The organism is Actinacidiphila sp. DG2A-62 (assembly GCF_035825295.1).
Classification (GTDB): domain Bacteria; phylum Actinomycetota; class Actinomycetes; order Streptomycetales; family Streptomycetaceae; genus Actinacidiphila.
Genome location: NZ_JAYMGI010000002.1, coordinates 5,545,165 through 5,568,080 on the forward strand (window position 1 = coordinate 5,545,165; position 22,916 = coordinate 5,568,080).

At 73.0% G+C, this 22,916-nt stretch carries 21 protein-coding genes; 9 read left to right on the top strand and 12 right to left on the bottom strand.

The window, feature by feature from the left end:
* Positions 1 to 252: 252 nt before the first annotated feature.
* The 5 genes from VSR01_RS24975 to VSR01_RS24995 all read left to right on the top strand — a co-directional run bounded on the left by VSR01_RS24975 (position 253) and on the right by VSR01_RS24995 (position 6,775).
* Complete coding sequence (locus VSR01_RS24975; RefSeq protein ID WP_326453801.1) at positions 253 to 984, top strand: response regulator transcription factor; 732 nt, start codon at positions 253 to 255, stop codon at positions 982 to 984.
* A 5-nt stretch (positions 985 to 989) separates the two neighbouring features.
* Entirely contained in the window at positions 990 to 2,513 is a 1,524-nt protein-coding gene (locus VSR01_RS24980) for a sensor histidine kinase (protein ID WP_326453802.1), read from the top strand.
* Between the two features lie 109 nt (positions 2,514 to 2,622).
* The gene (locus VSR01_RS24985; protein ID WP_326451363.1) at positions 2,623 to 3,459 is read left to right on the top strand and encodes a carboxymuconolactone decarboxylase family protein; all 837 of its coding nucleotides are present in this window, start codon (positions 2,623 to 2,625) and stop codon (positions 3,457 to 3,459) included.
* Between the two features lie 441 nt (positions 3,460 to 3,900).
* Positions 3,901 to 4,293 (top strand): hypothetical protein, encoded by a 393-nt coding sequence (locus tag VSR01_RS24990; RefSeq protein WP_326451364.1) that lies wholly within the window; start codon positions 3,901 to 3,903, stop codon positions 4,291 to 4,293.
* A gap of 1 nt (position 4,294) precedes the next feature.
* On the top strand, positions 4,295 to 6,775 hold the full coding sequence (locus VSR01_RS24995) for a DUF4132 domain-containing protein (protein WP_326451365.1): 2,481 nt from the start codon (positions 4,295 to 4,297) through the stop codon (positions 6,773 to 6,775).
* A gap of 99 nt (positions 6,776 to 6,874) precedes the next feature.
* Here the strand turns inward: VSR01_RS24995 and VSR01_RS25000 are convergent, their stop codons facing one another.
* From VSR01_RS25000 to VSR01_RS25020, 5 genes are all read right to left on the bottom strand, one after another.
* Positions 6,875 to 7,657, bottom strand: a complete 783-nt coding sequence (locus VSR01_RS25000; protein WP_326451366.1) for a succinate dehydrogenase iron-sulfur subunit — start codon at positions 7,655 to 7,657, stop codon at positions 6,875 to 6,877.
* Positions 7,657 to 9,411, bottom strand: coding sequence for a succinate dehydrogenase flavoprotein subunit (gene sdhA / locus VSR01_RS25005; protein ID WP_326451367.1), 1,755 nt, complete (start codon positions 9,409 to 9,411; stop codon positions 7,657 to 7,659). Before sdhA ends, VSR01_RS25000 begins: the two co-directional genes overlap by 1 nt.
* A gap of 28 nt (positions 9,412 to 9,439) precedes the next feature.
* Complete coding sequence (locus VSR01_RS25010) at positions 9,440 to 9,922, bottom strand: succinate dehydrogenase hydrophobic membrane anchor subunit (RefSeq protein ID WP_326451368.1); 483 nt, start codon at positions 9,920 to 9,922, stop codon at positions 9,440 to 9,442.
* 6 nt (positions 9,923 to 9,928) lie between these two features.
* Complete coding sequence (gene sdhC, locus VSR01_RS25015) at positions 9,929 to 10,309, bottom strand: succinate dehydrogenase, cytochrome b556 subunit (RefSeq protein ID WP_326451369.1); 381 nt, start codon at positions 10,307 to 10,309, stop codon at positions 9,929 to 9,931.
* A 197-nt stretch (positions 10,310 to 10,506) separates the two neighbouring features.
* Positions 10,507 to 11,106: a 2-oxo-4-hydroxy-4-carboxy-5-ureidoimidazoline decarboxylase gene (locus VSR01_RS25020; protein WP_326451370.1), complete on the bottom strand. Its 600-nt coding sequence runs from the start codon at positions 11,104 to 11,106 to the stop codon at positions 10,507 to 10,509.
* Positions 11,107 to 11,334: 228 nt separating this feature from the next.
* On the opposite strand from VSR01_RS25020, the gene VSR01_RS25025 reads away from it, so the two are divergent.
* Entirely contained in the window at positions 11,335 to 12,024 is a 690-nt protein-coding gene (locus VSR01_RS25025; RefSeq protein WP_326451371.1) for an RNA polymerase sigma factor, read from the top strand.
* Positions 12,025 to 12,120: 96 nt separating this feature from the next.
* Positions 12,121 to 13,002, top strand: a complete 882-nt coding sequence (locus VSR01_RS25030; RefSeq protein WP_326451372.1) for a hypothetical protein — start codon at positions 12,121 to 12,123, stop codon at positions 13,000 to 13,002.
* A 24-nt stretch (positions 13,003 to 13,026) separates the two neighbouring features.
* Here VSR01_RS25030 and VSR01_RS25035 read toward each other — a convergent pair whose 3' ends face one another.
* Together VSR01_RS25035 and VSR01_RS25040 are read right to left on the bottom strand one after the other, a co-directional pair.
* Positions 13,027 to 13,920, bottom strand: coding sequence for an IS982 family transposase (locus VSR01_RS25035; RefSeq protein WP_326451373.1), 894 nt, complete (start codon positions 13,918 to 13,920; stop codon positions 13,027 to 13,029).
* Positions 13,921 to 14,226: 306 nt separating this feature from the next.
* On the bottom strand, positions 14,227 to 15,174 hold the full coding sequence (locus tag VSR01_RS25040) for a L,D-transpeptidase family protein (protein ID WP_442785534.1): 948 nt from the start codon (positions 15,172 to 15,174) through the stop codon (positions 14,227 to 14,229).
* Positions 15,175 to 15,387: 213 nt separating this feature from the next.
* Between VSR01_RS25040 and VSR01_RS25045 the strand changes: the two genes are divergently transcribed.
* Positions 15,388 to 16,968, top strand: coding sequence for an acyl-CoA mutase large subunit family protein (locus VSR01_RS25045; RefSeq protein WP_326451375.1), 1,581 nt, complete (start codon positions 15,388 to 15,390; stop codon positions 16,966 to 16,968).
* Between the two features lie 35 nt (positions 16,969 to 17,003).
* On the opposite strand, the gene VSR01_RS25050 is transcribed toward VSR01_RS25045, so the two are convergent.
* The 5 genes from VSR01_RS25050 to VSR01_RS25070 all read right to left on the bottom strand — a co-directional run bounded on the left by VSR01_RS25050 (position 17,004) and on the right by VSR01_RS25070 (position 21,323).
* Positions 17,004 to 17,693: a TetR/AcrR family transcriptional regulator gene (locus VSR01_RS25050; protein ID WP_326451376.1), complete on the bottom strand. Its 690-nt coding sequence runs from the start codon at positions 17,691 to 17,693 to the stop codon at positions 17,004 to 17,006.
* Between the two features lie 20 nt (positions 17,694 to 17,713).
* A complete protein-coding gene (locus tag VSR01_RS25055) occupies positions 17,714 to 18,286 on the bottom strand; it encodes an acyltransferase family protein (RefSeq protein ID WP_326451377.1) in 573 nt (190 codons plus the stop codon).
* Positions 18,217 to 18,759 carry an acyltransferase family protein gene (locus tag VSR01_RS25060; protein WP_326451378.1) on the bottom strand — a complete coding sequence of 181 codons (543 nt, stop codon included), beginning with the start codon at positions 18,757 to 18,759 and terminating at the stop codon, positions 18,217 to 18,219. The genes VSR01_RS25055 and VSR01_RS25060 overlap by 70 nt, the downstream gene beginning before the upstream one ends.
* A gap of 195 nt (positions 18,760 to 18,954) precedes the next feature.
* On the bottom strand, positions 18,955 to 20,343 hold the full coding sequence (locus VSR01_RS25065) for an alpha-2,8-polysialyltransferase family protein (protein ID WP_326453803.1): 1,389 nt from the start codon (positions 20,341 to 20,343) through the stop codon (positions 18,955 to 18,957).
* A complete protein-coding gene (locus tag VSR01_RS25070; protein WP_326451379.1) occupies positions 20,343 to 21,323 on the bottom strand; it encodes a glycosyltransferase family 2 protein in 981 nt (326 codons plus the stop codon). The genes VSR01_RS25065 and VSR01_RS25070 overlap by 1 nt, the downstream gene beginning before the upstream one ends.
* A gap of 210 nt (positions 21,324 to 21,533) precedes the next feature.
* Between VSR01_RS25070 and VSR01_RS25075 the strand changes: the two genes are divergently transcribed.
* Positions 21,534 to 22,850 (top strand): DUF6716 putative glycosyltransferase, encoded by a 1,317-nt coding sequence (locus VSR01_RS25075; protein ID WP_442785535.1) that lies wholly within the window; start codon positions 21,534 to 21,536, stop codon positions 22,848 to 22,850.
* Positions 22,851 to 22,916 lie beyond the last annotated feature (66 nt).

Consider the following 22,916-nt stretch of genomic DNA (forward strand, 5'->3'; position numbering starts at 1 on the left):
GGGCGGGAAGGGCCGCCGCCAAACGGATCGGCGGACTCTCAAGGAACTCCAAAGTTCCGGCCGTGACCGGGCGCGCGGGCGGCCACGGATACTGGGGCAATGGACGCTGAAACGGCCGAGCCGGCCGCCGCCGCCGTGAGCCGTGCTGTGGGTGCCGCTGCCGCCGCCGCTGCCGCCGCTGCCGCCGCTGCCGCCGCGCCCGCTGCCGCTGCCGCCGTGACCGGTGCCGCCGCGCCCGCCGCCACCGTGCTGATCGTCGAGGACGACCCGGGCATCGCGGACGTGCTGCGGATCACCCTGCGGTACAACGGCTTCGCGGTGCACAGCGCGGCCACCGGGCGGGAGGCGCTCGCCGCGGCCCGGCGGCACCGGCCGGACCTGGTGCTGCTCGACGTGATGCTGCCGGACGGCAACGGCTGGGAGGTCTGCCGCGAGCTGCGCGCCGGGCGGGCCCGCGAGGCCGCGACGGCCGGACCCGACCGGCTCGACGGGGGCGAGGGGGTCGACGACCTCGCGATCATCTTCGTCACCGCGCGGGACGCGCCGCGCGACGTGGTGGCCGGGCTCGCGCTCGGCGGCGACGACTACATCACCAAGCCGTTCGAGGTGGACGAGGTGGTGGCGCGCGTGCACGCGGTGCTGCGCCGCACCCGCCGGCCCGAGGCCCGCCCGGCCGCGCGGGTGCTGCGCCACGGCGACCTGGAGATGGACGAGGCGACGTACACCGTGCGGCGGGCCGGGCAGCCGGTGGAGCTGACGCCGACCGAGTACAACCTGCTGCGGCACCTGCTGCGGCACGCGGGCCGCATCCTCACCAAGGAACAACTGCTCCAGCACGTCTGGCAGTTCGACACCGCGGTGTCCTCCACGGTGGTGGAGACCTACATCTCGTACCTGCGCCGCAAGCTGGACCGGTTCGGGCCGCCGCTGATCGAGACGCGGCGCGGCGTCGGCTACGGGCTGACCGGGGGCGGCGCGCGGTGAACGTGATGCGCTGCTCGTTCTGGCCGCGCCCGCACTCGCTGCGGGCCCGCTTCACCATCGCCAACGTCGCCTTCCTCGCCGTCGGCCTGGTGCTCGCCGCGACGGCCAGCATCGCCGCGACGTACATGGTGCTGGTCGGCCAGATCGACGACTCGCTGAAGTCGTCGAGCACCGCGCTGGGCCGCGCCACGACCGGTAGCGAGGGCCTGCGCCAGCTGTGCGCGCTGGGCAACCTGCTCAAGATCGACAAGGGCGGGCCGTCGGTCGCCGACGCCTTCCGGCAGGACCTGTTCATCGTGCTGGACGCACACGGCCGACCCGCGTCGATGTGCGAGAACGACGACCACCCGATCACCGACGACCAGCGCGAGATGGCCGGCGCGCTGCCCGACCCCGCCCGGCTGGCGGCCCACGGCGGCGCGGCCACCGTGCACTCCGGCGGCACCCAGTACCGGGTGATGGCGACCCGGCTGGCCGACGGCACCCTCGTGGTGCACGGCATCCGGCTCAACGGCGTCAAGCACGCCATCGGCAAGCTGCTGATCTGGGAGTCCGGGGCGGGGGTGCTGCTGCTCGCGCTGCTGGCGGCCGGCTCGATGACCGCCGCGCGCCGCCGGCTCAGCCCGCTGGAGGTGATGGTCGGCACCGCGTCGGCGATCGCCGAGGGCGACCTGTCCCGGCGGGTGCCGGCCGCGCGGCACGGCTCCAGCGAGGTCGAGGAGCTGAGCACCGCGCTCAACGCGATGCTCCAGCAGATCGAGACCGCGCTGACCGAGAGCGAGCGGGCCAGCGCCCAGCTGCGGCAGTTCCTCGCCGACGCCTCGCACGAGCTGCGCACCCCGCTGGCCTCGGTCCGCGGCTACCTCCAGCTGTACGAGAAGGGCATGCTCGACCCCGACGAGAAGGAGCGCGCGCTGCACCGGGTGTCCGCGGAGGCGCTGCGGATGAGCCGGCTGGTCGACGAACTCCTCGCGCTGGCCCGGCTGGAGGACCGGCCGTCGCTGCCCTTCCGCCCGGTCGACCTGTGCTGCCTGGTGCGCGACGCGGCGGCGGACCTCGCGGCGCAGCAACCCGAGCGGCCGCTGACGCTGCGGCTGCCGCAGGGCGGCGGGGACGCCGCCGGGCCCGCGGACGGCTGGTGCCACGCGCTGGGCGACGAGGCGGGGCTGCGGCAGGTGGTCGGCAATCTGCTGGGCAACGTCCGCGTGCACACCCCCGCAGACTCCCCGGTGACCGTCGAGGTCGCGCGCGAGGGCGGCGAGGTGACGCTGCGGGTCGCCGACGCGGGTCCGGGCCTCGCGCCCGAGGACGCCGCGCGGGTCTTCGACCGCTTCTTCCGCGCCGATCCGGACCGGGCCCGGGTGACCGGCGGCGCGGGCCTGGGCATGTCCATCGTGCAGGCCGTGGTCCAGGCGCACGGCGGCTCGGTGGCGGTACGGACCGCGCCGGGCGCGGGCCTGACCGTCGACGTCCGCCTCCCGGCCGCCGCACCCGCCGCGGCGCCGGCGCTGGAGGGTGCGGCAGTGTGAGGGCGCGGCGGTGCGAGGGCACGGCAGTGCGAGGGTGCGGCGGTGTGAGGGCGCGCCCGGGGGCGGGGTGCTTGTGCTGGAGCCCGCTCCAGGCCGTAGCGTCGTGGGCATGACGCGCGCAGCAGACGACAGCACCGCACCCGACGACCGCTACGCCCGCGGGCTGGCCGCGCTGCGGCTGGTCACCGGCACCGAGCACCCGACCGTGCTCGACCCGGTCGCCGAGATCGCCCCCGACCTGGCCCGGATGACCGTCGAGTTCGGGTACGGGGACATCTGGAGCCGGCCGGGGCTCACGCCCAGGCAGCGGCAGATCGCCACCATCGCCGCGCTGGCCGCGCTCGGCAACGCCGCGCCGCAGCTGCGCTTCCACATCGGCGGCGCGCTCAACGTCGGCTGCACCCGGCGCGAGATCGTCGAGGTCTTCCTGCACGCCACGGTCTACGCCGGCTTTCCCGCCGCGCTCAACGCGCTGTCCGCCGCGCGGGCGGTCTTCGCCGACCGTCCGGCCGACCCCGGCGACGACCCCGCGCGCCCCGGCTCCCGCGCCGCCTCACCCGGCACCGGCGCGGACGGCGACCGCTACCACCGCGGCCTGGACGCCCTGCGCGCCGTCGACGGCCCGCACGGCGTGGACGTGGTCCGCTCGCTGGACGACATCGCCCCCGACCTCGGCCGCTACCTGGTCGAGTACGTCTTCGGCGACATCTACGCCCGTGAGGGACTCTCGCTGCCCCTGCGCGAACTGGCCTCCGTCGCCATGTGCACCGCCCTCGGCACCGCGGCGCCCCAACTGCGCGTCCACATCCGCGGCTTCCTCAACGTCGGCGGCAGCCGCGAGGAGATCGTGGAGCTGATGACCCAGCTGGCCGGCTACGCGGGCTTCCCCGCGGCGCTCAACGGCATCACCGCGGCCCGCGAGATCTTCGCCGAGTCCGGCGCCTGACCCGGCGTCCGGCGTGGCGCGGAGCGGCGTAACGTTCCGTCACCATGCGCGCCTCCTACTGTGTGCGTGTCGACGCCGCGTGTCGACATCCCCCCTCGTCACACCGTGGAAGGTTCCGCATGTCCCTCCGCCTGCGCCGGACGGCCGCCGCTGCCGCCGCATCGCTCGCCCTGCTCCTGACGCTGCCCGGCTCGGCGCACGCCGCCGTGGGCGAGTTCCGGTACACACGGTCACCATGTTCACCGGCCCCGACTGCGACGGCGACTACTACAGCCTGCGCCCCGGCGGCAAGGCGAGCGACCGGCTGAAGCTGCGCTCAGCCCTGTTCAGCTGAGTCCTGCTCAGCCGGGGCTCCCTCAGCCGAGCCCGGATCGGCCACGCGCCCGGCGCACCGCGAGGTGCGGCCGGGCGCTGTCAGTGGGTCGCCGTAGCCTTCGGGGCATGGCAACGGTCACGTTCGTCGACGAGACGACATCCGGGGAACGCCGCGACTCCTGGGGCCTGGAGATCGCGGAGGAACGGCTCACCGCGGGGGAGTTGATACGCCGCAGGGTCTTCCAGGAGGTCGCGGAGTACAACGCGCGGCAGCCGGAGGTCTTCAGCGGCCTGGTGCAGCCCAGCGACGCCGAGCGCACGCTCAACGGCTACCGGCTGCGCACGCCCCGGCGGATCGACCCCGAGACGCAGGCCGCGCTGGCGCTCAAGGCGTTCCGGGCCAACGGCTTCCTGCTGCTCGTCGGCGACCGGCAGATCGAGGACGCCGAGGAAGAGGTCGACCTGCCGCTGGGCACCGAGGTCGTCTTCCTCAAGCTCGTGCCGCTGGTGGGGGGCTGAGATGAAGGATTTCGCCGAGGTCCTGGCCGCGTGCCGGCGGCACATCGCCGCGCGGGACGTCGACGCGCTGGCCGACCCGCTCGCCCAGGTGCAGGCGGCCGGCGTGGACACCCGGCGCGGCCCCGCCGTGGACGCGCTGGTCGAGGAGGTCGACGCACTGCCGGAGGACGACCGGCGCCGGCTGCTCGCCCTGCTCACCGAGCGGCACCTGACCGGCGACGCGCACCAGTCGTTCCTGGACACGCTGTTCGGGCTGGTCATGCGCCTGTCCCGCGGCCTGGGGGAGGACCCGTCGGCCGCCGCGATACGGGCCCGGCAGTTCGACCGCTACGCCCGCGTGCACAGCGTCTGGTTCAACGACGGGCTGGCCGGCCTGGTCGAGGCCGAGCTCGCCGCCGGCGGCGCCGTCCCCGCGCCCGCCGTCGCGGTCGTGCGCCGCAGCGACCTGACCGCCTACCGCCGCGGCCGGCTCTCCGAGGTGGCCAAGAAGCTCACCGAGCCGGTGCTCAACGTCGGCGAGCCCTGGGCCGAGACCGCGCTCACCGACGCCGCCGCACTCGGCTCACCCTGGCCGCGGCTGCTGGCCCACGCCGCCACCGCGACCGCCGCCAAGCCGAGCGACCGCTGGGAGAAGACCGGCCGCGCGCTGCTCGACCCGCTCGACGCGGACGCGGCGCGGGCCCGCGTGACCGGCTGGCTGGCGCTCGTCGGCCGCCCGCGCACCCTGCCGTACGACGAGGACGGCTACCACGGCCCCTCGCAGAACGACCTGTACGACCCGTACAACGCCAACGCGCTGCGCGGACTGACCTGGCTGCTGTCCCTGCTGCCGCCGCACCCGGACACCGCCCGCGCGCTCGGCCGGCTGGTCGAGACCTCGCTGCGCAAGGTGCCCGGCACCGGCCCGCGCAACCCCAAGGTGGCCAACGCCGCCGTGGTCGCCCTGTCCCGCACCGAGGGCGAGGCCGCGCTCGCCGAACTCGCCCGGCTCGCCTCCCGCGTCACCTTCAAGGGCACCCTCAAGCAGCTCGACGCGGCGCTGGAGACGCGGGCCGCCGCGATGGGCCTGAGCCGCGAGGAGGTCGAGGAGCTCGCCGTGCCCGCCTACGGGCTGACCGAGGTCGGCCGGCTGGTCCACGAGCACGGCGAGCTGGCGGTGGTGGGCACCAAGGCGGTGCTGACCTGGCGGAACCCCGCGGGAAAGATCGTCAAGAGCCCGCCCGCGCCGCTCAAGCGCGACCAGCCCGAACTGGTCGCCGAGCTGAAGGCCGCCGCGAAGGACATCGACAAGATGCTCGCCGCACAGGCCGAGCGGCTGGACAAGCAGTTCCTGTCCCGCCGCACCTGGGCCTACGCCGCCTGGCGCGCCCGCTACCTCGACCACCCGCTGGTCGGCACCCTCGCCCGCCGGCTGCTGTGGACCGTCGACGGCCGCACCTGCGGCTGGGCCGACGGCGAGCTGCGCACCCTCACCGGCCAGGCGCTGCCGGCCGTCGCCGACGACGCCGCCGTCGAGCTGTGGCACCCGGTCGGCCGCGACACCGCCGAGGTCGTCGCCTGGCGCGACTGGCTCGAACACCACGGCGTGACCCAGCCGTTCAAGCAGGCCCACCGCGAGGTCTACCTGCTCACCGACGCCGAGCGGGCCACCGGCACATACTCCAACCGCTTCGCCGCGCACATCCTGCGCCAGCACCAGTTCCACTCGCTGGCCGCCATCCGCGGCTGGCGCAATCAGCTGCGGCTGATGGTCGACGACACCTACCCGCCCGCGGTGCGCGAACTGCCGCGGTGGGGACTGCGGGCCGAGTTCTGGGTCGAGGGCATCGGCGACGACTACGGCGCCGACACCACCGAGTCGGGGGCGTATCTGCGGCTGTCCACCGACCAGGTGCGCTTCTACCGCACCGACGCACCGGAGAACTGGGCGCACGCCGGCGGCGGCGGATACGGCCCCGACTGGCGCAGCGCCCCCGCCGAGCCGCTGCCGCTGGCGGAGATACCCGCGCTGGTGCTCAGCGAGGTGCTGCGCGACGTGGACCTCTTCGTCGGCGTCGCCAGCGTCGGCAACGACCCGACCTGGCAGGACGGCGGCCCCGGCGGCCACTTCAGGACGTACTGGCACAGCTACAGCTTCGGCGAGCTGTCGCAGAACGCGCAGAGCCGCCGAGACCTGCTCAGCCGGCTCGTGCCGCGGCTGGCCATCGCCGACCGGGCGACCGTCGAGGGGCGCTTCCTGCACGTGCGCGGCGAACGCCACACGTACAAGATCCACCTGGGCTCCGGGAACATCCTGATGACGCCGGACGACCGCTACCTGTGCATCGTGCCCTCATCCTCGGCGGGCGCGGGCTCCGGCGCGGGGGACCTGGGCTACCTGCCGTTCGAGGGCGACCGCACGCTCGCGGTGATCCTCAGCAAGGCGATGATGCTCGCCCGGGACACCGAGATCACCGACCCCACCGTGCTCAGCCAGCTCTGACCGCGCCCGCCGCGCCGCACGGCGCCGCCCGGACACGCGGCGGCCCCGCTCCCACGGGGGAGAGCGGGGCCGCCGCGTAGCTCGCGGTCCTCCGGGACCTCACACGCGCCGGGTGATCAGCGCGCGCTTCACTTCCTGGATCGCCTTGGTGACCTCGATGCCGCGCGGGCAGGCGTCCGTGCAGTTGAAGGTGGTGCGGCAGCGCCAGACGCCGTCCTTGTCGTTCAGGATCTCCAGCCGCTGCTCACCGCCCTCGTCGCGGGAGTCGAAGATGAACCGGTGCGCGTTGACGATCGCCGCCGGGCCGAAGTACTGCCCGTCGTTCCAGAACACCGGGCACGACGAGGTGCACGCCGCGCACAGGATGCACTTGGTGGTGTCGTCGAACCGCTCGCGGTCCTCCGCGGACTGCAGCCGCTCACGCGTCGGCTCGTTGCCCTTGGTGATCAGGAACGGCATCACGTCGCGGTACGCCTGGAAGAACGGGTCCATGTCGACCACGAGGTCCTTCAGCACCGTCAGGCCCTTGATCGGCTCGATGGTGATCGGCTTGTCCGGGTTGACGTCCTTGATCAGCGTCTTGCAGGCCAGCCGGTTGCGGCCGTTGATGCGCATCGCGTCCGAGCCGCACACGCCGTGCGCGCAGGAGCGGCGGAAGGTCAGCGTGCCGTCGATCTCCCACTTGACCTTGTGCAGCGCGTCCAGCACGCGCTCCTTGGGGTCCATCGGGAGCTGGTAGTCCACCCACTGCGCCTGGTCGGAGACCTCCGGGTTGAACCGGCGCACCCGCAGGGTCACGGTGATCAGGTGGGCCGCGGTGTTCTCGGCCGCGTCCAGGGCGGCCGAATGCCCGTCCTGCTTGTCGAGCGTCGGGGTGCTCATCAGTACTTACGCTCCATCGGCTGGTAGCGGGTCTGCACGACCGGCTTGTAGTCCAGGCGGATCGACTCGGTGCCGGCCGCGTCCACCTCGCGGTACGCCATCGTGTGCCGCATGAAGTTCACGTCGTCGCGGTTGGGGAAGTCCTCGCGGTAGTGGCCGCCGCGGGACTCCTTGCGGGCCAGCGCGGAGACCGCCATCACCTCGGCCAGGTCCAGCAGGTTGCCCAGCTCGACCGCTTCCAGCAGGTCGGTGTTGAACCGCTTGCCCTTGTCCTGGATCGAGACGTTTCTGTAGCGGGCGCGCAGCTCGCCGATCTTCTCCACCGCGGTCTTGATGGTCTGCTCGGTGCGGAACACCATCACGTTGGCGTCCATGCACTCCTGCAGCTCCCGGCGCAGGTCCGTGACCCGCTCGTTGCCGGTGGCCGAGCGCAGCCGCTCGACCTGCTCCTCGACCAGGGACGCCGGGTTCTCCGGCAGCGGCGCGAAGTCGTTGGCGTGCGCGAAGTCGGCGGCGGCGATGCCGGAGCGGCGGCCGAAGACGTTGATGTCCAGCAGCGAGTTGGTGCCCAGCCGGTTGGCGCCGTGCACCGACACGCAGGCCACCTCGCCGGCCGCGTACAGGCCCGGCACCACCGTGGTGTTGTCGGCGAGCACCTCGCCCTGCACGTTGGTGGGGATGCCGCCCATGGCGTAGTGCGCGGTGGGCTGGATCGGGATCGGGTCGGTGTACGGCTCGATGCCCAGGTAGGTGCGGGCGAACTCGGTGATGTCCGGGAGCTTGGCGTCCAGCTGCTCCGGCGGCAGGTGGGTCAGGTCGAGGTAGACGTGGTCGCCCTCGGGACCGCAGCCGCGGCCCTCGCGGATCTCGGTGTAGATGGCGCGGGAGACCACGTCGCGCGAGGCGAGGTCCTTCATGACCGGCGCGTACTTCTCCATGAAGCGCTCGCCGTCCTTGTTGCGCAGGATGCCGCCCTCGCCGCGGGCGCCCTCGGTGAGCAGGATGCCCATCCGCCAGATGCCCGTCGGGTGGAACTGGAAGAACTCCATGTCCTCCAGCGGCAGCCCGCGCCGGTAGACCGCGGCCTGGCCGTCGCCGGTCAGCGTGTGCGCGTTGGAGGTCACCTTGAAGAACTTGCCGGTGCCGCCGGACGCGTAGATGACCGCCTTGGCGTGGAAGACGTGGATCTCACCGGTGGCCAGCTCGTACGCCACCACGCCGGCCGACCGCTTGACGCCGTCGACCTCGGAGATCAGCTGGTCCAGGACGTAGAACTCGTTGAAGAACTCCACGCCCTCCTTGACGCAGTTCTGGTACAGCGTCTGGAGGATCATGTGGCCGGTGCGGTCCGCGGCGTAGCAGGAGCGGCGGACCGCGGCCTCGCCGTGGTTGCGGGTGTGGCCGCCGAACCGGCGCTGGTCGATCCGGCCCTCGGGCGTCCGGTTGAACGGCAGGCCCATCTTCTCCAGGTCCAGGACCGCGTCGATGGCCTCCTTCGCCAGGATCTCGGCGGCGTCCTGGTCGACCAGGTAGTCACCGCCCTTGATCGTGTCGAAGGTGTGCCACTCCCAGTTGTCCTCCTCCACGTTGGCCAGCGCCGCGGCCATGCCGCCCTGCGCCGCGCCGGTGTGGGACCTGGTCGGGTACAGCTTGGTCAGGACGGCGGTGCGGCTGCGCTTGGTGGCCTCGATGGCCGCGCGCATGCCGGCGCCGCCCGCGCCGACGATGACGGTGTCGTACTTGTGGATCTGCATGGGGTCGCTTCCCTGTCCCTGCCCTGGCCTAGCGGATGTTCGGGTCGAAGGTGAAGATCACCAGTGATCCGAGCACGATGGTGAACGCCACCGCGGTGAACAGCAGCGTCTTGAGCCAGAAGCGGGTGTTCGGCTGCTGGGCGTAGTCGTTGATCACGGTCCGCAGGCCGTTGCCGCCGTGCAGCATGGCCAGCCAGAGCATCACCAGGTCCCAGCCCTGCCAGAACGGCGAGGCCCAGCGGCCCGCGACGAACGCGAAGCCGACCTTGGTGACGCCGCCGTCCAGCACCAGCTGGATGAGCAGGTGGCCGATGACCAGCACCACGAGCACCACGCCGGACAGCCGCATGAACAGCCAGCCGTACAGCTCGAAGTTGGTGCGGGTGGCGCGCGGGCTGCGCTTGGTGCGGGCGCGCGGCGGCTCGATGACGGGCGCGGGGTTGTCGACGCCGTACGACGTGCTGGAACCGGTCAGCTGGACGTCCTCGGCGGGGGTGACTTCAGTGGCCATCGTCGATCAGCTCCCGAACAGCACTCGTGCGGCGTGGCCGAGGACCGGGTAGATCGCGCCCAGCATCAGCACGATCCACAGGCCCATCACGGCCCAGAACATCTGCTTCTGGTAGCGCGGCCCCTGCGTCCAGTAGTCGACGGCGATGATCCGCAGACCGTTGAGCGCGTGGAAGAGGATCGCCGCGACCAGGCCGTACTCCAGCAGGCTGACGATCGGGGTCTTGTAGGTCGAGACGACCTTGTCGTAGTCCTCGGGGGAGACGCGCACCAGGGCGGTGTCGAGGACGTGGACGAACAGGAAGAAGAAGATGAGGACGCCGGTGACTCGGTGAGCCACCCAGGACCACATGCCTTCCCGGCCGCGGTAAAGCGTTCCAGCCGGCACGGAAAATACCCTCCGGGAGCGGGACGAGGGCTGCCGGCTGTTCTTGTGTTCAAGTCGGTCACGCCCGGCCGGGTACGGTCCACCGGCCCCGGCCATCGTAGCGACGCGATGTCGGTGCGGTACCACGGGGTGGGTCAGGTGTGATCGATCCCGCACGGTCGGGTGAACCTGTGGGCGTCCTGTGCGGCGGGCGGGGCTCAGCCGACGCGGGTGGGCGCGGCGGCCAGCCGCAGCAGGCGGGCGCGGCAGATGCGGCGCAGCTGCTCCGCGGTGACCACGGACTCCTCGTCCTCGTCGTGGCCCAGGCGTTCGCGCAGCGAGGCCAGCGTGCGGTCCAGCAGCGCGGTGGGGTCCTCGTCGTCCGCGGGGTCGGCGGCCAGCACGAAGACATGCCCGAACCGCGCTTCGTACGCGGCGTGGGCGGCGCGCAGCGCGGTGTGCACCGCCAGATTGCCCCGGTCGGGCAGCGCGGTGGTCGCCTCGCCGGCCAGCGCCTCGGCGAGATCGCCCGAGGTCAGGTCGTAGGCGGCCTCGTCGGCGGCGGCCAGCAGCGCGTCGAGCGTGGGGTACGGGCGGTGCGCGGCCATCCGCCGGGCCCAGCGGTGCGAGCCGCAGCACGCGCGCAGGGCCGCCTCGGCGTCGGCCGCGGAGGCGTCGTTCAGCCGGTGCAGCCCCTCGGGCAGTCCCTCGGGCAGGGTGGCGCTGGACAGCGTCGGGCTCCTGTGGGGTACGGAGGTGTGCGGCGGAACGGAACACGGTGGTGCGCGGCGGCGCGGCGGGCGGGCAGGGGAGGTCAACTCTACGGGCTGGCGCGGACGGCGGGCGGCGCGGTGGCGGCGGTGCGAGGAAGTTCACTCGTACGAGGGCCGGAAGGGGCGCGGCGCGGCGTCGAAGAAGACGGCCGGGGGCCGCCTCCCCCCACAGGAGCGTCCCCGGCCGCCATTAGTACGGCGTATGCCCCGGCGAAAGTGTCACCGTGCCCGATGGGGCAGGATGATGGAGGTGGCGAGGGGGTGTGACCCGAGGTGGATCTGGACACCGCGGTGGCCGCGGCGCAGGGGGGCGACGAGACGGCCTTCCGCGTCGTGTACCGCGCTGTGCAGCCGCAGTTGCTGAGCTACGTCCGCAGTCTGGTCGGCCCGGCCGACGCGGAGGACGTGGCGTCCGAGGCGTGGCTGCAGATCGCCCGCGACCTGCCCGGCTTCCGCGGCGACGGCGGCTCGGTACGCGGCTGGGCGGCGCGGATAGCCCGCAACCGGGCGCTGGACCACATCCGCGCGCGCAACCGGCGGCCGGTGTCCGGCGCGGGCATCGACGAACTGGTCCACCTCCCCGACCGCGCGGACACCGCGGGCGAGGCGCTGGACGCGGTCGCCACCGACCGGGCGCTCGCGGCGATCGCCACGCTGCCGCGCGAGCAGGCCGAGGCGGTGCTGCTGCGCGTCGTGATGGGCCTGGACTCCACCAGCGCGGCGCGGGTCCTGGGCAAGCGGGCCGGCTCGGTGCGGATGGCGACGCACCGGGGGCTGCGCCGGCTGGCCGAACTCCTCGACGTCGACGCCACGTTCCCCGGGCCCGAGCCGTCCGTCGCGCCGCGGGTCGGCGCACAGCGCTCCCGCGTGGCCGGGAGCGCCGCGGCGGCCTCCGGGGGAACCGCAGGCGACGACCGCGCGCACCGGGCGGATGTGACGCTTTCGGCGTCCAAGGCGCTGTGAGGAAGTGAGATGACCGACACCCCACGCCTCCCCCGTCACCCATACACCTCTTACGTCACATCCGCCCCGCCGTCGCAGGAGACGCGGAAAGGGCCAGTGCGGCGCCGCCGTGTGGACCTGGCGGCCGGGGCGCTGGGGCTGAGCGGCGGCCGGCTGGACGGGCGGGTGCTGGAGGCCCTGCTCGAAGGCGGCCGGGTGGAGGCGCGGGACGCGGAGTCGGCGCGCAGCGCGCAGCGGCTGGCCGGCCTGCTGACCGCGGCGGGCGCGGCGGCCCGGGACACGGCCGTGCTCGATCCCGAACGCGAGGAGGCGGCGCTGGCGGAGTTCCGCGCCGCGCAGGCGGTCCGCATCCCGGCGCCCCGCGGCGCCGCGTGGTGGCCCCGGCTGGGCGTACGGTCCCTGCGGGTGGCCGCCGCGGCGCTGGTGTCCGTGCTGGCGGTGGGCGGCGTGGCCGTCGCGGTCGCCGCGGGCACCGGACGGCTGCCGGCCTCGGGCGGCGGCTCCGGCACGTTCCCGGTCAGCAGCACGCCGCCGGGCGGCACGGCGGGCAACGCGCCCGCCGTCACCGGCGAGCAGTCCCCGCGGATCCGGCCCGACCGCGGCGTCGTCCCCGGCAGCCCTGCCGTCCCCTGCCCCGCGCGCACCCATGCCGCCGCGCCGCCTCGGGACCGCGGCGCGCCCGCGCCCGTGGTCGGCGACTGCGCGGCGGCCGGCCCGCACGCGACCGCGCGGGACGGCGGGCCGACCCGGCACACCGGCCGCCGCGCCGGCGGGCCGGGCCACGGCCGGTACGCCCCGAACGGCCGCCGCGCCGAACGCCCGGGGAAGCCCGTGGGCCACGGCGGGCCCAGGCCGGCGGGCGCGTCGGCCGCCGCGTCGGACGGCAAGGCGAAGTCGAAGGGCACGTCGAAGGCGAAGGGGAACGCGAAGGCGAGAGGCCGGGCCCGCGCCCGCACCACCAAGTCCGCCGAGTCCTAGACGAGTAAGTCCGAAGTCTGGGGGTTAGTGGTCGTAGGCGATCAGTGATCTGGTGATGGGGCTTCCGGTGTTGCGGTTGTGCCAGATGGCGGTGGTCAGGGCGAGGATGCGTTGGCCGATGCGGGCCAGGACTCCTTCTGGTGTTCTGGCGCCGTGGCGTTCGAGGTCGAGTTGGCCTTTGAGGGTGTCGTTGACGGACTCGATGAGCTGCCGGATCGGCTTGAGCAGGTGCTCGTCGGGGCGGGGTTTGCGGTTGCGGTAGCTGGGTCTGATCAGGGTCAGGCCCAGCTGCGCCAGGTGGGCGTCGAGCTGGTGGGAGACGTAGCCCTTGTCGCCGATGATGGTCTGCCCGGGGTGGGTGGCCGGCAGGTCGGGGTCGCGGGTGAGCATGTCGGCCAGGACTTCGCGTTCGTCGACCTTGGGGTTGGCCAGAGCCCAGGCGATGGGCAGTCCGCCGGGGGTGCACATCAGGTGCAGACGCAGGCCCCAGAAGAACCGTGAGTGCGAGGGGCAGTAGCCGTAGCCGGCCCATCCGGCCAGGTCGGAGCGTTTGGCCGTCGGGCGGGAGCGGGCGCATTCCACCGGTGTGGAGTCCACGACCCACACGTCGTCGTGCCACAGGTCGCTGTCGCGGGCCAGTGTGCGGATGAAGCGGCTGATCAGGGTGTTCGCGGCGCGTAGGCGTTTGTTGTAGCCGGACTGGCCGGGCAGGTAGGGGAACTCGGCCGACAGGTGGGTGCGGGTGTAGCGCAGCCATCTGGCCTCGGAGACGAAGCCGAGCAGTGCCTGCATGACCGCCAGCGTCAGCAGTTCGGCGTCCGACAGTCGGGGCGGGCGTCCTGAGCGCCGCAATCCTGCCAGACAGTCATCGATCTTCACGTAGAGTGCTGTCGCGAGGGCCTTGAGGTTTGTCGTCACACACAAACAACGAGGCCCTCGCGCCTTTGCACCCTGAAGACTTCGGACTTACTCATCTAGCGGCTGCGCCGCGGGTTCCGCGCCGGGGCCCCGCGCGGCGGCTGAAAACGCGCGGTACCGACCCCGTCCGCGGCCCGCGGCGCGGGTGTGACACTTCCGGGCCGCCGTGCGCTTGGGTAAGTGGACCGACTGGTCATCGGTTCAGTGGACCCCGGTTCTCCCCGTATCGGGGTCCACGTCTCACAGAGCGCGGCCGGGCGCATTTCCCCCTGTCCGGCCGCGCTCGTGAGCGTCCGCCGCCGGCCGCTACCAGTAGACGACGACCTTGTCGCCGTCCTTGACCTGGTCGAAGAGCGCGGCGATCGCCGCCTTGTCGCGGACGTTGACGCAGCCGTGCGACGCGCCGGCGTAGCCGCGGGCGGCGAAGTCCGCGGAGTAGTGCACCGCTTCACCGCCGCTGAAGAACATCGCGTACGGCATCGGCGTGTGGTAGATCGTCGACACGTGGTTGCGGCTCTTGAACGTGACGTGGAAGAGCCCCTCGCGGGTCGGCGTGTACTGCGAGCCGAACCGCACGTCCATCGTGCTGAGCACCTTCCCGTCGACCACCCAGGACAGCGTCCGCGTCGTCTTGCTGATGCACATGGCGTGCCCGGTCATGCAGCGCGGGTCCAGCTTGGCCGCGGGCCGCGGCGCGACCGGCGGGTACATCTCCTTGTGGGTCGGCGGCCGGGTCAGCGCCCGCACCCGTGCCCAGGTCGTGGCGTCGACGCGGCCGGTGGACGGCAGCGCGTGCCGCTCCTGGAAGTCGCTGACGGCGTGCTGGGTGACGCTGCCGTAGTAGCCGGTCGGCGTGCGGCTGAACAGGTGCAGCTGGCCGAGCCTGGCCTGCAGTTCCCGCACCTGGGCGCTGTTGGAGCCGACCGCCATGACCGCGGGGACGACCGGCGGCGTGGTCGGCGCCTTCGCGGGAGTCTTGGCGGGAGTCTTGGCGGGGGCCTTCGTCGTGGCCGTGGCCGTGGGCGTGGCCCGGGGCGTGGTGGGGGCGGCGGTCGGCGTGGCCGGCGCCGAGGTGGTGGGCGGAGCGCCCGCGGTGGTGGCCGCCGGGTCCGCCGCGGCGCTCCGCGCCGGTGTCGGGGCCCTGTCGTCGGCGGCCCCGGTGTCCTGCGGGCCGCACGCGGTCAGTACGACGGCGGCCAGTGCCGCCGTGGCGGCCGCCGCGGCGGCCGTCGCTTTCCGTGATGTCCTGCGCACAGCAGTCACCTTCCCCCTCGGCAGTGCTCCGTCACCCTCTAGACATCGAATGGCGGCTGGGCGGTTGCGGCCGATCCGGGGAAGACTGTGAGGAACGTCCCAGCCCGTTCCCCCTGCACGGGTCGCACGGCCGCCGCTACAGTCCGTGTCGACCCCCTTGAACTACCTGCCGGTAACCCCTACCGGCGACGACCTGCACAGCGGAGGCGTGACATGGCGCGCGAGTCGGAGTCCGGTCAGCCGATCGAGCCGGTCTACGGCCCCGACGCCCTGGCCGGCTGGGAGCCGCGGGAGAAGCTCGGCGAGCCGGGCGGCTACCCGTTCACCCGGGGCGTCTACCCGACGATGTACACCGGGCGGCCGTGGACCATGCGGCAGTACGCCGGCTTCGGCACCGCCGCGGAGTCCAACGCCCGCTACCAGCAGCTCATCGCCAACGGCACGATGGGCCTGTCGGTCGCGTTCGACCTGCCCACCCAGATGGGCCACGACTCCGACGCGCCGCTCGCGCACGGCGAGGTCGGCAAGGTCGGCGTCGCGATCGACTCCATCGAGGACATGAAGGTGCTGTTCGGCGGCATCCCGCTGGACAAGGTCTCCACGTCGATGACGATCAACGCGCCCGCGGCGCTGCTGCTGCTGCTCTACCAACTGGTCGCCGAGGAGCAGGGCGTGTCCGCCGACAAGCTGACCGGCACCATCCAGAACGACGTGCTCAAGGAGTACATCGCCCGCGGCACGTACATCTTCCCGCCCAAGCCCAGCCTGCGGCTGATCGCGGACATCTTCGCGTACTGCCGGGCCGAGATCCCCCGGTGGAACACCATCTCGATCTCCGGCTACCACATGGCCGAGGCCGGCGCCTCGCCCGCGCAGGAGATCGCCTTCACCCTCGCCGACGGCATCGAGTACGTGCGCACCGCGCTGGCCGCCGGGATGGACGTGGACGACTTCGCGCCGCGGCTGTCGTTCTTCTTCGTCTCGCGCACCACGATCCTGGAGGAGGTCGCGAAGTTCCGCGCCGCCCGCCGGATCTGGGCGCGGGTGATGCGCGAGGAGTTCGGCGCGAAGAACCCCAAGTCGCAGATGCTGCGCTTCCACACCCAGACCGCGGGCGTCCAGCTCACCGCGCAGCAGCCCGAGGTCAACCTGGTGCGGGTGGCCGTCCAGGGCCTGGCCGCGGTGCTCGGCGGCACCCAGTCGCTGCACACCAACAGCTTCGACGAGGCCATCGCGCTGCCCACCGACAAGTCCGCGCGGCTCGCGCTGCGCACCCAGCAGGTGCTGGCCTACGAGACCGACGTGACCGCCACCGTGGACCCGTTCGCCGGGTCGTACGTGGTGGAGAAGATGACCGACGACGTCGAGGCCGCGGCCGTCGCGCTGATGGACAAGGTGGAGGAGCTGGGCGGCGCGGTCGCCGCGATCGAGCGGGGGTTCCAGAAGTCGGAGATCGAGCGGAACGCGTACCGCATCGCGCTGGAGACGGAGTCCGGCGACCGCACGGTCGTCGGCGTCAACCGCTTCAAGCTCGACGAGGAGGAGCCGTACGAGCCGCTGCGCGTCGATCCGGCGATCGAGGCGCGGCAGGTCGCGCGGCTGGCGGAGCTGCGCGCGTCGCGCGACCAGGCCGCGGTGGACGCCGCGCTCGCCGCGCTCCAGAAGGCGGCGCAGGGCGAGGACAACGTGCTCTACCCCATGCGGGACGCGCTGCGCGCGCGGGCCACGGTGGGAGAGGTCTGCAACGCGCTGCGCGCGGTCTGGGGCACGTACACCCCCTCCGACGTCTTCTGACCGGCTGGGGCCGGACGCCGCGCCCCCCCGGAAGGTCAGCGCCGAGCGTAGCCGCGGACCGCGGGGCCGAGGAGGGACTCCACGGTGTCCAGGAGGGCGAGCGCGGCCTCCGCGACCGCGCCGGGCGCCTCGCCGGCGCGGGTGCGGTCGCCGATCTCGCGGAAGAGCTGCTCCTGCACCCAGCCGAGCTGCGCCGCGACCAGCCGCGGCAGCGGGTCCCCGGCCTCCGCGCCGGTCTCCGCGGCGAGCACCGCGGCCAGCCGGTCCACCATCTCGCGGCCTATCGAGTCCAGCCGCACCGCGAGCGTCGGCTCGGCCCGCACCATCTCCAGGAACCGGCCGAAGCCCTGGGTGAGGCCCACCATCCGGTCGCCGTTGCGCAGTTCGCCGCGCAGCGCGCCCAGCACCGCGTCGGCGGCCGACTCCCCGGGGAGGCGGTCGCCGACCATCTGGACCATGCGCTGCGCCGACGCCTCCTCCGGGTAGAAGACCAGGTCCTCCTTGGAGGGGAAGTAGGTGTAGACGGTGTTCACCGACACCTCGGCGGTGCGCGCCACCTCCGCGATCGTCACCTGCGCGAAGCCGCGTTCGAGGAAGAGCCCGGTGGCGACCTCGGCGATGTGCCGCCGGGTCTGCCGTCTCTTCTCGTCGCGCAGCCCGACCGCGAGGATCTCCTCCGCGCGCGTCGGCCGGTCGCGCACACTTCCGCGGGTGACGTCGCTCACGGTTCCATCGTAGGGCAGTGCTATCCGCCGACCGGTCGGCTCAGCACCCGCTTGAGGAGGGGGGCGAGCGGGCGTTCGACCAGGCGGTGCATCAGCCAGGCGAGCACCAGCATGGCCACGACGGTGCCGGCGAAGATCACCCCGGCCGACAGGTCCGTGTGCTCGCGGGCCTTGCCGATGACCACCCAGCCCAGGTGCTCGTGCACCAGGTAGAAGGGGTACGTCAGGGCGCCCGCGGTGGTCAGCCAGCGCCACTCGACGCGGGCGATCCACGGCACCAGCGTCACCGCGGCGACCGCGGCGAAGCCCAGCGCGACGATCGCGATCACCGCGAACTGGGTGCGGTGGTGGAAGACGTCCATGTGCTTGGGCGCCACCAGGTCCTGCACGGCATAGCGCTGGCCGAGCAGGAAGCCGACCGCCACCACGCCCCACGCGAAGGCGTCGTGGCCGAAGCGGTACACCAGGTACAGGCCCATGCCGCCGACGAAGAACGGCGCGTACGTCGGCATCAGCGCGGTCTTCAGGAACTCTTGCCCGGAGGTGTCGGCGTACAGCGCGCCGACCGTCCACACCGCGCAGAACACCAGCACCCGCTTGCGGGTGGCTCCTGGGGGCACCTCCCGCCCGAAGGGTGGGGACACACCACGAAGAGCGTGAACAGCAGGTAGAACCGCATCTCCGCCCACAGCGTCCAGCACACCCCGAGCACCCGCTCGGCGCCGGCCGGCATCTGCAGCATCGTGAAGTTCGTCAGCAGGTCCGCGTCCGAGGGCCGCTGGTAGCCGACCGCGACGAACGCGACCGTGACGATGATCAGCGCGGCCCAGTACGCCGGGTAGAGCCGGACGATCCGGGATATCGCGAAGTCCTTCACGCTGCGGCCCCAGCCGCTCATGCAGATCACGAAGCCGCTGATGATGAAGAAGATCTGCACGCCCAGCGGACCGTAGGAGAACGCGCCCGCGACGTGCGGGAAGAGGTGGTTGGGGGAGCTGCCCCAGGCGTGCTGGATGTCGCCGCCGCGGCCGCCGTAGTGGTAGGCGCACACCATCAGCGCGGCCACCAGCCGCAGGCCGTCCAGCGCGCGCAGCCGCCCGCGGGCCCGGCCTGGCCTTCGGCGGTTGGGGCCCGGCCGCCGCTTGTGCGTCCGGCCGCGCTTGCGGCGCGGCGTGCGGCTGCGCGTCCGGCTGCGGCGACGCGGCGGACGCCGTGCCGCCACCGCCCGCGGACTCGTCGGCGGGCGCGGGGATCTGCAGGCTCATCCCAGGGTGGCTTTCTTCAGGGCGCGGGCGCGGCGGGCCACCCGGCGGACGGTTCGGTTGCGCGGGACGAACGCCAGCCGTCCGGGCACCGCGCCGGGCAGGCCCAGCGAGGTCAGGCGGCGGCGCTTGAAGTACACCCAGGTGCGGTCGGTCAGCCGGTGCGCCAGCCAGTCGGACGCCTCGTCCCGCAGGTGCGGGTACGCCTGCGCCTGCATGCAGAAGCCGACCGTGTGCAGCAGCGGGGTCAACTCGCCGGCCACGTACTCCGGGCTCGGCGGCCGCCAGGCGCGCACCGCCTTGGCGTCGGACAGCTCCGGCAGCGCGTCGTGCACGATGGTGACCGGCACGCGGTTGCTGTTCTGGTACGGCGTCAGGCGGTCCAGCAGGAGTCCGGTGCCGGTGCGCGCGACCGGGATGCCGTAGAGCGCGGACGCGGTGATCAGGGCGGTGGAGAAGCAGCCGACGACCAGCGCCGGTTCGGCCTTCTGGTACACCACCTCGGCCAGCACCGGGGTGTCGAGCACGGTCAGCGTCGCGCCCAGCCGCTTCGCCTCGGCGGCCAGCGGCTCGGTCCAGTGCGCCGGCGCCGTCGGGTGCGGCTTGAAGACGATCTCCTTGTGGCCCAGAGCCGCGGCGCCGCGCACCATCGACAGGTGCAGCTCCTCCTCCTCGGCCGCGCTGATCAGGCCGAGCGCCGACAGGTACTGACCGAGCAGCAGCGCGCCGCCGGTCGGCACGCCGGACAGGGTCTCGCGCGCGGCCGTCTCGGAGGCGTCCGCGACCTCCGCGAGGACCTTGGTGAACACCTCGGTCGGCACCACCTCGGACGGCACGCCGTGCTCGCTCAGCAGCAGCGGGCGCAGCCCCGGCACCAGGTCCAGGTGGAGCAGCCGGTCGATCCGGGTGTCGACGAGCGCGCCGATCTTGTTGCGGGTCGGGCCGTACGACATCAGGCCGTCGGCGTAGACGGTGATCGGCGCGCCGGTGAAGCACGCCGCGACCGCGAGCGCCGGCTCGACCTGGATGGACTCCACGACCAGTTCGATCCGGTCCTCGCCCAGGTCCCACAGCATCCGCAGATGCCGCTCCCAGATCGGCACGTCGTCCGCGCGCGGCGACCAGCCGCCCGGGTGCAGCGGGTGGATCGCCTCGTTCCACGACAGCACGTCGTCGAACCGCGGGCGCAGCGCGGCGAAGCCGGGCGCCTCGTCCAGCGGCGGGGTGATCTCCGGGATCGCCGCGTTGTTGCTGACCAGCAGCAGCCGCCGGTCGGCCGCGTCGAAGCAGCCCGCGTCCAGCGCGGCGACGAGCGTGGCCGCGCCGTAGAGGGTGGAGGCGAGGAAGATCTGCGTGCGGCCGCCGGGGCCGCCGGCGCCGGGCGCCATCACGCGGCCGCCGTTCCGTCGGCGGGCAGCCGCCAGCGCAGCCGGCGGATCTTGGAGCTGCGCTCCAGGTCCATCGAGTCCAGCGCGTCGGTCAGCACGTCCTGCGGCAGCCGGCGCAGCGCCGCCGCGCTCATCGCCTTGAGCTTGCGCGCCACCTGCGGCTCGAACCGGTCGATGTTGCCCAGGTGGTGGGCGATGATCGCGCAGTAGGTGCGGACCGCCTTGGGCAGGAAGCGGTCGGCTTCCGGGTCCTGGCTGACCTCCGCGATCACCTGGTCGAAGCTGCGGATGAAGTCCAGTTGGCGCACGTCGCCGATCTGGGTCAGCGACGTGGTCACGCCGCGCCGGTAGAAGATGCCGAACAGTTCGGCCACCCCGAAGCTCTCCGCCTTGCGGTGCAGCCGCCAGATCCACGGCCGGTCCTCGGCGGTGCGCAACCCGTCGGGGAAGTGCAGCAGCCCGGCGTCGACCAGCCGGCGGTGGTAGATCCCGGCCCACGCGTACGGGTAGTCGACCGAGGTCGAGCGGTCGGCGGGCAGGATCGCGTCGCGCGCCTTCAGCGGGACGCCCCGGCGGCCGTGCGGCACCCGGATCACGTTGCGGGCGCGGCCGGTGCACTGGACGTGGTCCACCCGGACGAAGTCGGTGCCCAAGTCCTCGATGGCGGCGACGAGTCGGGGCAGGTAGCCCGGCCCGTACCAGTCGTCGCCGTCCAGGAAGGTCAGGTACTCGCCGCGCGCGGCGTCGATGCCGGTGTTGCGCGCGGTGGCCAGGCCCCCGTTGCGCTCGTGCCGTACCAGGCGGGCGCCCGGCAGCGAATCCAGCGACCTTTCCAGCAGTTCCGGCGTGCGGTCGGTGGACTTGTCGTCCACCAGCACGAATTCGAAGTCGGACCGGGCGTTGGCCCGCAGGCTGTGCAGCGTGTCAGGAGCGTATTGCTGCACATTGAAAAACGGCACGATGACGGAGAGCTTTACCACCCGCCGTACATTACGGCGGGGTACCGCCCGGTGCTTTGCCGCCGGAGAACATCTGGTGAAACGAAAGATGACGAGACGGTGACATGCGGTGTCACCGGGAGTTCGGCATACCGCGCTGACCTGCGTACGTGCGAAGTGGCGGCATTTTGTTTACCTCCCGTTGGCCTCGGATTTGTCCGCCGAACCCTCCGGCTTCCTACTGTCTGCGTCGTGCCAGAACGCAAGTCCGGCCCGCTGCGGGTCACGGTGATCGCCGATTCGGACACCCGGTGGAAGTGGGGCGCGCTGACCGCGCGACGACTCGACCCCGAGGCCCGACTCGACGCCAGGCTGCTGCGCGGCCGGGCCACGCCCACCGCCCGGCAACTCGCCGAACTCGGCATATCCGCCGACTCGATGACCGAGCAGACCGCGGCGGAGATCCTCGCCGCCACCGACGCCGACACCTGCGACGTCGTCGTGCTGTCCTGCGTCGGCGGCACCGTGCAGGCGTTCATCCACGGCTTCAACCGCGCCTGGCAGGGCCGCCGTTCACGCCCGGTGGTGGTCACCGGCTACGTCGGCGTGGTCTACGAGAAGCTCGCCGACGGCCTGCTGCTGCGGGCCGGCGCCGACGTCGTCCTGGCCAACAGCGCCGACGACGCACGGCGGTTCACCGAGGTCTACCGCGGGGTCGGGCACCCGACCGACGCGATCGTGGAGACCGCGCTGCCCTTCCTCGGCGGCGAGCGCTACCGGCCGCCGGGCGACGAACAGGGCCGCGGCGCACGGCGGTTCACCGTCACCTTCGCCGTCCAGCCGTCCGCGCCCGAGGGCCGAGCCGACCGGATGCACCTGCTGCGCCGGACCGTCGAGCACGCCCGCCGGCACCCCGAGCGCGACGTGCTGGTGAAGTTGCGCAGCAAGCCCGGCGAGCACACCACGCACATCGAGGAGCACCCGTACCAGAAGCTGGTCGCCGCCCTCGACCCGCCGGACAACGTGCAGTTGGTCTACGGCGCGATGGGCGAGGTGCTCGACCGCACCGACCTGCTGGTCACCGTCAGCTCCACCGCGGCGCTGGAGTCCCTGCATCGGGGCATCCCCACCGCGGTCCTCACCGACCTCGGCATCCGCGAGTCGCTCGGCAACCACCACTTCCTCGGCTCCGGGTGCTACGCGTCCTGGGACGAACTCGACGACGGGGTGCTGCCGCGGGCCGATCCGGACTGGACCGCCGCGCACGGCGTGGCCGGCGCGGACCCCTACGCGGCGCTGCGCGCTCGGGTCAAGGCGCTGCGGGCCGCGCCCGAACTCCCGCCGCTGTCCCCTTACTACACGCTGCGCACCGCGCCGGGTTACCTGCCGGGGGTGCTCGCGCGGCACGGCCTGGACCCCAAGGGCGAGCCGGTGGCCGGGCTCGCGCCCGTCGACGCGGGGCCGCTGCGGCGGGCGGCGCGGGATTTCCTCCGCAATTCGGCTCGCGCCGCGTATCGGCAAGGGGTGCAGCGGGTCGCTCCCTCCATCCGCCGCTGGGGCCAGCTGTGAGGTCCCGCTACACGCTCGGCGTTGAGTTCAGGGGCGCGGGGAACTGCGCGAGCAACCCACCACATG

What these genes read in the sequence shown, in the direction of transcription:
- VSR01_RS24980 (WP_326453802.1), top strand. Translation starts at nt 990, where the DNA reads ATGCGCTGCTCGTTCTGGCCGCGCCCGCACTCGCTGCGGGCCCGCTTC.
- VSR01_RS24985 (WP_326451363.1), top strand. Translation starts at nt 2,623, where the DNA reads ATGACGCGCGCAGCAGACGACAGCACCGCACCCGACGACCGCTACGCC.
- VSR01_RS24990 (WP_326451364.1), top strand. Translation starts at nt 3,901, where the DNA reads ATGGCAACGGTCACGTTCGTCGACGAGACGACATCCGGGGAACGCCGC.
- VSR01_RS24995 (WP_326451365.1), top strand. Translation starts at nt 4,295, where the DNA reads ATGAAGGATTTCGCCGAGGTCCTGGCCGCGTGCCGGCGGCACATCGCC.
- VSR01_RS25000 (WP_326451366.1), bottom strand. Translation starts at nt 7,657, where the DNA reads ATGAGCACCCCGACGCTCGACAAGCAGGACGGGCATTCGGCCGCCCTG.
- sdhA (WP_326451367.1), bottom strand. Translation starts at nt 9,411, where the DNA reads ATGCAGATCCACAAGTACGACACCGTCATCGTCGGCGCGGGCGGCGCC.
- VSR01_RS25010 (WP_326451368.1), bottom strand. Translation starts at nt 9,922, where the DNA reads ATGGCCACTGAAGTCACCCCCGCCGAGGACGTCCAGCTGACCGGTTCC.
- VSR01_RS25045 (WP_326451375.1), top strand. Translation starts at nt 15,388, where the DNA reads ATGGCGCGCGAGTCGGAGTCCGGTCAGCCGATCGAGCCGGTCTACGGC.
- VSR01_RS25065 (WP_326453803.1), bottom strand. Translation starts at nt 20,343, where the DNA reads ATGGCGCCCGGCGCCGGCGGCCCCGGCGGCCGCACGCAGATCTTCCTC.